This window comes from Kitasatospora sp. NPDC005748 (genome assembly GCF_040630735.1).
Lineage (GTDB): Bacteria > Actinomycetota > Actinomycetes > Streptomycetales > Streptomycetaceae > Kitasatospora.
In genome coordinates this window covers 1-5,170 of the sequence record NZ_JBEXYD010000134.1, presented here as the reverse complement: position 1 = coordinate 5,170, position 5,170 = coordinate 1, and the positions used below count along the sequence as shown (strand labels likewise).

At 71.5% G+C, this 5,170-nt stretch carries 1 protein-coding gene; it reads left to right on the top strand.

What is annotated here, in order from left to right:
• Positions 1-5,170, top strand: a 5,170-nt coding sequence (locus ABZ495_RS36715) for an amino acid adenylation domain-containing protein (protein ID WP_359840332.1), incomplete at both ends; no start/stop codon positions are given.

Sequence of the window (5,170 nt, the reverse complement as noted above, 5' to 3'; positions counted from 1 at the left end):
AAATCGAAACCGCCCTCACCGCCCTGGACCACATCCACCAGGCCGTCGCCATCGTCCGCGACGACACCCTCCTCGCCTACCTCGTCACCGACAACCCCCGCGTCGACCTCACCACCGTGCGCCGCGAACTCGCCACCACCCTCCCCGAATACATGATCCCCGCGGCGTTCGTCACCCTCGACGCCATCCCCCTCAACAGCAGCGGCAAGACCGACCGCCGCACCCTCCCCGCGCCCGACCTCAACGCCTTCACCACCACCGGCTACACCGCCCCCCGCACCCCCGTCGAAGAACGCCTCGCCGCCGTCTGGGCCGAGGTCCTCGGCCTCCCCCAGGTCGGCGTCGAGGACAGCTTCTTCGACCTCGGCGGCGACTCCATCCGCGCCGTCCGCCTCACCGGCGCCCTCCGCGCCGCCGGCTACGACATCACGGTCCGCGACGTCTTCGAACAGCGCACCATCGCCGCCATGGCCATCGCGGTCGGCGACGGCACCGGCGAGTCCCTGATCACCGCCGTCCAGCCCTTCGCCCTCATCGGCGACGACGACCGCACGGCCCTCCCGGCCGACGTCGTCGACGCCTACCCCCTCTCCCAGGCGCAGACCGGCATCCTGGTGGAGGTCATGTCCGCGGTCGACCGTGCGGTCTACCACAACATCGACTCCTTCCGGCTGCCCGACCCGCAGCCGTTCGACGCCGAGGCCTTCCGCCGCGCCGTCGACACGGTGGTGGCCCGGCACGACATCCTGCGCACCTCCATGCACCTGGACGGCTACAGCCAGCCCCTCCAGCTCGTCCACGCCGCCACCGAAGCCCCGGTGGCCGTGTACGACCTGCGCGGTCTGACCGAGGCCGAGATCACGGAGCGTGCGCTCGCCTACGCCGAGGAGGAGCGGGCCCGCGGATTCGAGCTCACGACGGCTCCGCTGCTGCGGTTCGCCGCACACGTGGAGTCCGACCGGGCGTGGCGCCTGACGATCAGCCACAACCACGCGGTCAGCGACGGCTGGACGCTCAACTCGCTGCTGATGGAGCTTCACGGCGTCTACCGGGCACTGCGGGACGGCCTTGAACCGATGACCCACGAGCCGGTTCCGGTGCGCTACGCCGACTTCGTCGCTGCCGAGCAGACCGCGCTCTCCGACCCGGCGACCCAGGCCTTCTGGCAGCGCGTCGTCGACGCCCACAGCCCGCTGGTCCTGCCCGCCACCTGGGGCGGCGAGCCGGGCGAGCGCCTCGGGGTCCGGGTGCCGTTCGCGGACCTGGAGGACGGCTTGCGCAGCTTGGCGGCCGAGGCGAAGACCTCGCTCAAGAGCGTCATGCTGGCCGCGCACCTCAAGGTGATGGGCAGCCTCACCGCCGAGGACGCCTTCCACACCGGCGTGGTCTACCACGGCCGCCTGGAGGCCCCCGGCTCCGACCGGGTGCTCGGCATGCACCTCAACACGCTGCCCTTCCCGACCGACCGGGGCGCGAAGACGTGGCGCGAACTGATCGAGCGGACCTACGCGACGGAGACCGCCATCTGGTCCCACCGCCGCTACCCGCTGCCCGCCATCCAGCGCGCCGCCGGCAGCTCCCGCGACCTGCTCACCGTGCTCTTCGACCACCACGACTTCCACCAGGTCGACACCGACTCCGTCGATGTCGAGGCCACCATGGCGGGCGGTTCGAACGAGTTCGCGCTGATGGCGATCCCGCAGGGCGGGCACGTCAACCTGAGCAGCTCGACGGAGTTCTTCACGGCGGCGAACTTGGAGCGGCTGGGCGCGATGTACCGGTCGGTGCTGGAGGCGATGGCCGCCGACGCCGACGGCGACGCCCGCGCCGCTCACCTCCCGGCCGACGAACTCTCCCGACTGCTCGACACCTGGAACACCACCGTCGAGCAGCCGGTCGAGGACTGCGTCCACGAGCTGTTCGCCGCCCAGGCCGCCCGCACCCCTGACGCCATCGCGCTGACCAGTGGCGATCACAGCCTCACCTACGCCGAGCTGGACGAGCGGGCCAACCGCATCGCCCACCACCTCATCGCCCTGGGCGCCGGCCCCGAGCGGATCGTCGGCCTCTCCCTGGAGCGCGGCCCGGACCTCATCCCGGCCCTGCTGGGCATCCTGAAGTCCGGCGCCGCCTACCTGCCACTCGACCCGGCCAACCCCGCCGACCGCCTCGCCTACATGCTCACCGACGCCAAGGCCGACCTGCTCGTCACCCACTCCACCCTGGACGAGCTGGAGTTCACCGGGACCCGTGTGTTCGTCGACGCCCACGCGGCCGAGATCGCGGGCCGCCCGGCCACCGCACCGCTCACCGGCGTGCGTCCGGACAACCAGATCTACGTCATCTACACCTCGGGCTCCACCGGCCTGCCCAAGGGCGTCAGCCTCACCCACGCCAACGTCGCCCGCCTGTTCACCGCCACCCGCGAGAACTACCACTTCGGCCCCACCGACGTCTGGCCGCTCTTCCACTCCTACGCCTTCGACGTCTCCGTCTGGGAGATGTGGGGCGCCCTCCTCCACGGCGGCCGACTCGTCGTCGTTCCCTCCGCGATCGCCCGCTCCCCGCACGACCTGCTGGACCTGCTCACCACCGAACAGGCCACCATCCTCTGCCAGACCCCCTCCGCGTTCCGCACCCTCACCCAGCTCGCCGCCGACAACGACCCCCGGATCGACCAACTCGCCCTGCGTGCCATCGTCTTCGCCGGCGAACGCCTCGAAATGACCGAACTGCGCCCCTGGACCGACCGCGTCGGCACCCAGCACACCGCACTCGTCAACATGTACGGCATCACCGAGACCACCGTGCACTCCACCTACCACCGCATCACCGGCACCGACGTCACCCGGACCGCGCACAGCCCCGTCGGCTCCCCGATGGACGACACCGCCATCCACCTCCTCGACGCCCGGGGACACCTCGTCCCCACCGGCGTCCCCGGCGAGATCCACGTCACCGGCCCCGCCGTTGCCCGCGGCTACCTCAACCGCCCCGCACTCACCGCCGAACGCTTCCTCCCCAACCCCCACGGACCCGCCGGCTCCCGGCTCTACCGCTCCGGCGACCTCGCCCTCCGCCTGCCCGACGGCACCCTCGAATCCCTCGGCCGGATCGACAAGCAGGTCAAGATCCGCGGCTACCGCATCGAACTCGGCGAGATCGAAGCCGCACTCACCCAACACCCCACCGTCCGCCAGAGCGTCGTCACCGTTCGCGACAGCCACACCAACGGCGAGAAGATGCTCGTCGCCTACGTCGTCCCGGCCACCGACACCGTCCTCGACACGACCGCGCTCCGCACCCACCTCGGGACCTCACTGCCCGAGTACATGGTCCCGGCCGCGTTCGTCACCCTGGACACGATTCCGCTGACCACCAACGGCAAGGCCGACACCCGCGCCCTCCCCGCGCCCGACCTGGACGCCTTCAGCACCACCGGCTACACCGCCCCGCGTACTCCGGTCGAGGAGCGCCTGGCGGCGGTCTGGGCCGAGGTCCTCGGTCTGCCCCAGGTCGGCGTCGAGGACAGCTTCTTCGACCTCGGCGGCGACTCCATCCGCGCCGTCCGCCTGGTCGGAGCCCTGCGCGCCGCCGGCTACGACGTCACCATCCCGGACGTCTTCCAGCAGCGCACCATCGCCGCCCTCGCGACCCGGATCGGTGACGGCACCGGCGAGTCCCTGATCACCGCCGTCCAGCCCTTCGCCCTGATCGGCGAGGACGACCGCGCGGCCCTCCCGGCCGACGTCGTCGACGCCTACCCGCTCTCCCAGATCCAGACCGGCATGCTCGTCGAGATGCTCGCGGCACAGGGCGGCAGCACCTACCGGAACATCAACTCGTTCCGCCTGCCGGACGCGTCGTCGTTCTCGCCGGACGTCCTGCGCCAGGCCGTCGACACCGTGGTCGACCGGCACGACATCCTGCGCACCTCGATGCACCTGGACGGCTACAGCCAGCCCCTCCAGCTCGTCCACGCCGCGGCCGAGGTCCCGATCACCACGCACGACCTGCGCGGACTGGCCGAGGCCGAGGTCACGGAGCGCACGACCGCCTACGTCGAGCAGGAGCGGGCGACGGGCTTCGACCTGACCGCCGCCCCGCTGCTGCGCATCGCCGCACACGTCGAGTCGGACCAGAGCTGGCGCCTGACGTTCAGCCACATTCACGCCGTCACCGAGGGGTGGAGCTACCACACCCTGGCGATGGAGATCGTGACCCTCTACCGCAGCCTGCGGAACGGCGAGGAGCCGACCGCTTACGAGGTGCCGGCGGTCCGCTACGCGGACTTCATCGCCGCCGAGCAGACCGCGCTGGCCGACCCGGCCACCCAGGCCTTCTGGCAGCAGCTCGTCGATGCCCACAGCCCGCTGGTCCTGCCCGGTTCCTGGGGTGAGGGCGAGCGCCACGGGAACGAGCGCCACGGTGTCCCGGTCCCGTTCCTGGACCTCAAGGACGGACTGACCCGACTGGCCACCGCCGCCAAGACCTCGCTGAAGAGCGTGCTGCTGGCCGCGCACCTCAAGGTGCTCGGCAGCCTGACGGCCGAGGACGCCTTCCACACCGGTGTGGTCTACCACGGCCGGATGGAGGCACCGGGCGCCGACCGGGTGCTCGGCATGCACCTCAACACCCTGCCCTTCCCGACCACCCGGGGCGCGAAGACCTGGCGCGAACTGGTCGAGCGGACCTACGCCACCGAGACCGAGATCTGGTCCCACCGCCGCTACCCGCTGCCCGCCGTCCAGCGCGCCGCCGGCAGCTCCGGCGACCTGGTCTCGATCCTCTTCGAGTACCTGGACTTCCACCTCGTCGACGACGGCCCCATCGACACCGATGGCTCGCTGGGCGACGGCGCCAACGAGTTCGCCCTCAACGTGCTGGCCCGCCCGGACCGGGTGAACCTCAGTGCCCCGACCGCCGTGGTGGGTCGGGAGTGGCTGGGCCTGTTGGGTGAGCGTTACCGGCTGGTGCTGGAGGCGATGGCCGCCGACCCCAACGGCGACGCGACCCTCTCCCACCTGCCCGAGACCGAGCGCACCCAGCTCACGACCTGGGCCGCGGGCGACCCCGTCGACTGGCCGCAGGGCCTGACCGTCGACCTGATCGAAGCCCAGGCCGCCGCGACGCCGGACGCGGTCGCCGTCATCGCCGGGGACGTCCGCCT